The 3468-nt window shown below is 72.8% G+C and carries 4 protein-coding genes; all 4 read left to right on the top strand.

Annotated elements, in window-relative coordinates:
- The first annotated feature begins 213 nt into the window (after positions 1-213).
- Positions 214-1383 (top strand): DUF4190 domain-containing protein, encoded by a 1170-nt coding sequence (locus tag ACWGE1_RS40530; protein WP_453425480.1) that lies wholly within the window; start codon positions 214-216, stop codon positions 1381-1383.
- 137 nt (positions 1384-1520) lie between these two features.
- A complete protein-coding gene (locus tag ACWGE1_RS40525) occupies positions 1521-2273 on the top strand; it encodes a GntR family transcriptional regulator (RefSeq protein WP_453425479.1) in 753 nt (250 codons plus the stop codon).
- A gap of 442 nt (positions 2274-2715) precedes the next feature.
- Complete coding sequence (locus ACWGE1_RS40520; protein WP_030012541.1) at positions 2716-2901, top strand: SPOR domain-containing protein; 186 nt, start codon at positions 2716-2718, stop codon at positions 2899-2901.
- A gap of 39 nt (positions 2902-2940) precedes the next feature.
- Positions 2941-3363: a (deoxy)nucleoside triphosphate pyrophosphohydrolase gene (locus tag ACWGE1_RS40515; protein WP_453425478.1), complete on the top strand. Its 423-nt coding sequence runs from the start codon at positions 2941-2943 to the stop codon at positions 3361-3363.
- Positions 3364-3468: the final 105 nt, after the last annotated feature.

Raw genomic sequence — 3468 nt, 5'->3', positions numbered from 1 at the left:
CTCCGCGTCACCCACACCGCCCCCGGCCACCCGGGCACTACCCACCCGCGGGCGCCCCCGCTCTCAGCGGCCGCCGGCACGGCCCCGCACCGGCCCATGGGAAACCGCGGGGGCGCCCCACTTCTGGGTCGCCCCCGCTGCGTACTATTTCGCGCATTCGTTCGCGCCCCCCGCGGCGCGCCCCACGATGCACCTTGCGATGGAGTCCGCCCCGTGAGCACCCCGCCGAGCCCGCCTCCCGGACCGGGCCACTCCTGGCCCCCGCCCTCGCCGCAGCAGGGCTGGGGTCCGCCGCCCGGCCACGGACAGCAGCCGCCGGCGCTCAACGGCTTCGCGCTCGCCTCGCTCCTTTCCGGGCTGTTGTGCTTCCCGCCGCTCGGCGTGGCCTTCGGTATCGCCGCCCTCGTGCAGATCGCGAACAGGGGGGACCGGGGCAGGGTGTTGGCGATCGTGGGCCTGGTGGTGTCCGTGGTGATGACCTGCGCGCTGGTCTTCACCGCCGGGCGGGTCCTCGCGGACGCCGACGACCGGTTCGCGTCCCTGAGCGAGTTCGCCGAGGTCGAGGGCGAGCTCACGGACCTCGGCGACCTGCGGGCCGGTGACTGCTTCAACGTTCCCGGCGGGGACCTGATCGACGAGCGGCCCTTGACGTACCGGATCGACTGCGCGCAGGCGCACCACGGTGAGGTCACCGCGCAGAAGGTACTTCAGCCGTCGGACGTTCCCGGGGCGGTCGGGGCCGCCCGCAGAACCGAGGACGCGTGCTGGAAGGCCCAGGACGAGTACGCGATGGACACGTGGGCGCTGCCCGAGTACGCGGAGATGTTCTACTACACGCCCACGCGCGAGTCCTGGCACGAGGGGGACCGGGTGCTGCTCTGCGTGATCGGCACGATCGACGAGGAGCGGCGGGGCAGCCTGCGCCGGGACGCCGGAATGCTGAAGCCCGAGCAGTCGGCCTTCCTGCGGGCCGCCAACAGCGTGGAGTTCGTCATGAGCCGGCCTCCCGAGCACGACGTGGAGGACGCGCTGCCCGAGTACCGGACGTGGGCCCGCGAGGTGTTCGCGGTGCTGGGCACCGAGGCGAAGCTCCTGCAGGGGGACGTGGCCCGGGCGGGGCTGGAGAAGGCCGCTCCGGCGCAGATCAAGGAGATCGAGGCGGCGCGTGCGCAGTGGCAGCGCGCCTCGCAGGCGCGTACGCCGGAGGAGTTCGACGAGCGGTGGGACCGGGCGCTGGCCGCGATGTCGATGGAGACGGAGAAGGCGCTGCGCGGTGCGTACGGGCTTTCGACGGTGATTCCGCAGTGGCTCCAGGACGGCCAGGACGACCGGGGGAGCCTGGACGACGGGCCCGGCGCGGGTCCCTCGGCCGAGTCGGCGTGACGTCGTCCGGGTAACGCAGGGTAACGGGTTTGAGTGACCAGGCTTCATCACTTCGGGTGAAACTCTGGCCCTTGCTTGCGGTCTTCAACCGTCGGTTGCCAGGGTGTGGCTGTCTGTCAACCTGATGGGAGTGGCCAGTGACTTTCGGTGAGCAGCCGGCCTATCTGCGCGTGGCCGGGGATCTGCGACGGAAGATCGTCGACGGTTCTCTGCCCCCGCACGCCCGGCTCCCCTCTCAGGCACGCATCCGCGAGGAGTACGGGGTCTCCGACACCGTCGCCCTGGAGGCGCGCAAGGTCCTCATGGCGGAGGGGCTGGTCGAGGGCCGGTCCGGATCCGGCACGTACGTACGGGAACAGCCGGTCCCGCGGCGGGTGGCCCGCGCCGGCTACCGCACGGGCGGCGCCTCGACACCGTTCCGGCAGGAGCAGGCCGAAGCGGGCGCGCGCGGCACGTGGGAGTCGAGCAGTGAGCAGCAGGGAGCGCCCGCGGAGATCGCGAAGCGGCTCGGCATCGAGCCGGGAGAGCGGGTGATGCGGACGCGGTACGTCTTCCGCGACGGGGGGGAGGCGATGATGCTGTCGACCTCCTGGGAGCCGCTCGCCGTGACCGGCCGGACCCCCGTGATGCTGCCGGAGGAGGGGCCGCTGGGCGGCTCCGGGGTGGTCGACCGGATGGCCGCGATCGACGTCGTCGTGGACAACGTGGTGGAGGAGGTCGGCGCGCGGCCCGGCCTGGCGGAGGAGAACCTGCTCCTCGGCGGGGTGCCGGGGCACGTGGTGCTGGTGATCGGCCGCACCTACTACGCCTCCGGCCGGGCCGTGGAGACGGCCGACGTGGTGGTCCCCGCGGACCGCTACCGACTGGCGTACCACCTCCCCGTGAGGTAGCCGCTCTCGTCCGCGTGTGAACCCCCGGGCGCCGCCCGGGGGTTCACACGCGCCCCGCGCCCTGCCGTCGACCCGGCGGATTTCGGCGCGATGCTGATCGCCCCCGCCGTCCCGGCCCCCGGCTCCCCCGGACGGTTCGGTCCGTATGCCGGGACCCCCTTCCCCCGCGCCGCCGCCGGCCCCGGCCCGCCCGCCCCGCCGGACACTCGACGCCACCTGCACGGACGCCCGCCGTCCGGCGGCGCGCCGGCGCCGGCGCGGCCCTCGGTGCGCCCTGTTCGAACCGGCGCGCACGGCCCGCTCGTACGCATGGCCGGATGCATACGCCTGTGAGGTACCTCTTCGTGAAAAACCGTATCCGCTCCGTAAGGGTCGGGCGTAAGCTCGGGCATATGCGCAATGCGGTTTCCCGGACAGGTACGTCGGCGGAGGGTGAAACGCAATGAACGACAGCGGTGCCCTGCTTCCGTGGCTGGTCATACGCGAGGACGACAACGGCAACCGCTACCGGGTGGGCCGGTACGCCACCCGGGCCGAGGCCCAGAAGGTCGCCGACAGCCTCGAGGACCGAGGACACAAGCAGCTCTACTGGGTCGAGCGGATCGGTCAGACCGCCACGATGAACTGAGCGTCTCAGCACCTGACGACGCTGGCATAGGCTCCGCCCATGACGGTACGAGTGGTCGTGGGCGGAGCCCTTTGTCATGACGGGCGCCTGCTGGCCGCCCGCCGCAGCGCGCCCCCCGAGCTGGCCGGACGCTGGGAGCTGCCGGGCGGCAAGGCCGAGCCGGGGGAGTCCGACCCCGAGGCGCTGGTGCGCGAACTGCGCGAGGAGCTCGGCGTGGAGACCGAGCCGCTGGAGCGGATCCCGGGGGAATGGCCGCTGAGGCCCGGTCTCGTCCTGCGCGTGTGGACCGCCCGGCTGCTCTCCGGAGTGCCGGCCCCGCTGGAGGACCACGACGAACTGCGCTGGCTCGGGCCGGAGGAGCTGGAGTCGGTGGACTGGCTCGACCAGGACCGGCCCGCGGTCGCCGAGGCCGGACGCCGGATGCGCCGGGACGGCGCCGGGGGCGCTGGTGGGGGCGCGTGACGCTCGCGGTCTAGGTGTATTGATCACGAGCGTTGTTGACACTCGGCGGGTCTTGAACATGGCGAAGACCTCCGGTGTGGTGGGAGCTGTCTAGGAACTCACCGC

It is taken from the genome of Streptomyces sp. NPDC054932 (assembly GCF_053610205.1).
Note: the sequence above shows the minus strand (reverse complement) of the source record. Positions and strands in the feature narration are given on the sequence as shown.

What these genes read in the sequence shown, in the direction of transcription:
- ACWGE1_RS40520 (WP_030012541.1), top strand. Translation starts at nt 2,716, where the DNA reads ATGAACGACAGCGGTGCCCTGCTTCCGTGGCTGGTCATACGCGAGGAC.
- ACWGE1_RS40515 (WP_453425478.1), top strand. Translation starts at nt 2,941, where the DNA reads ATGACGGTACGAGTGGTCGTGGGCGGAGCCCTTTGTCATGACGGGCGC.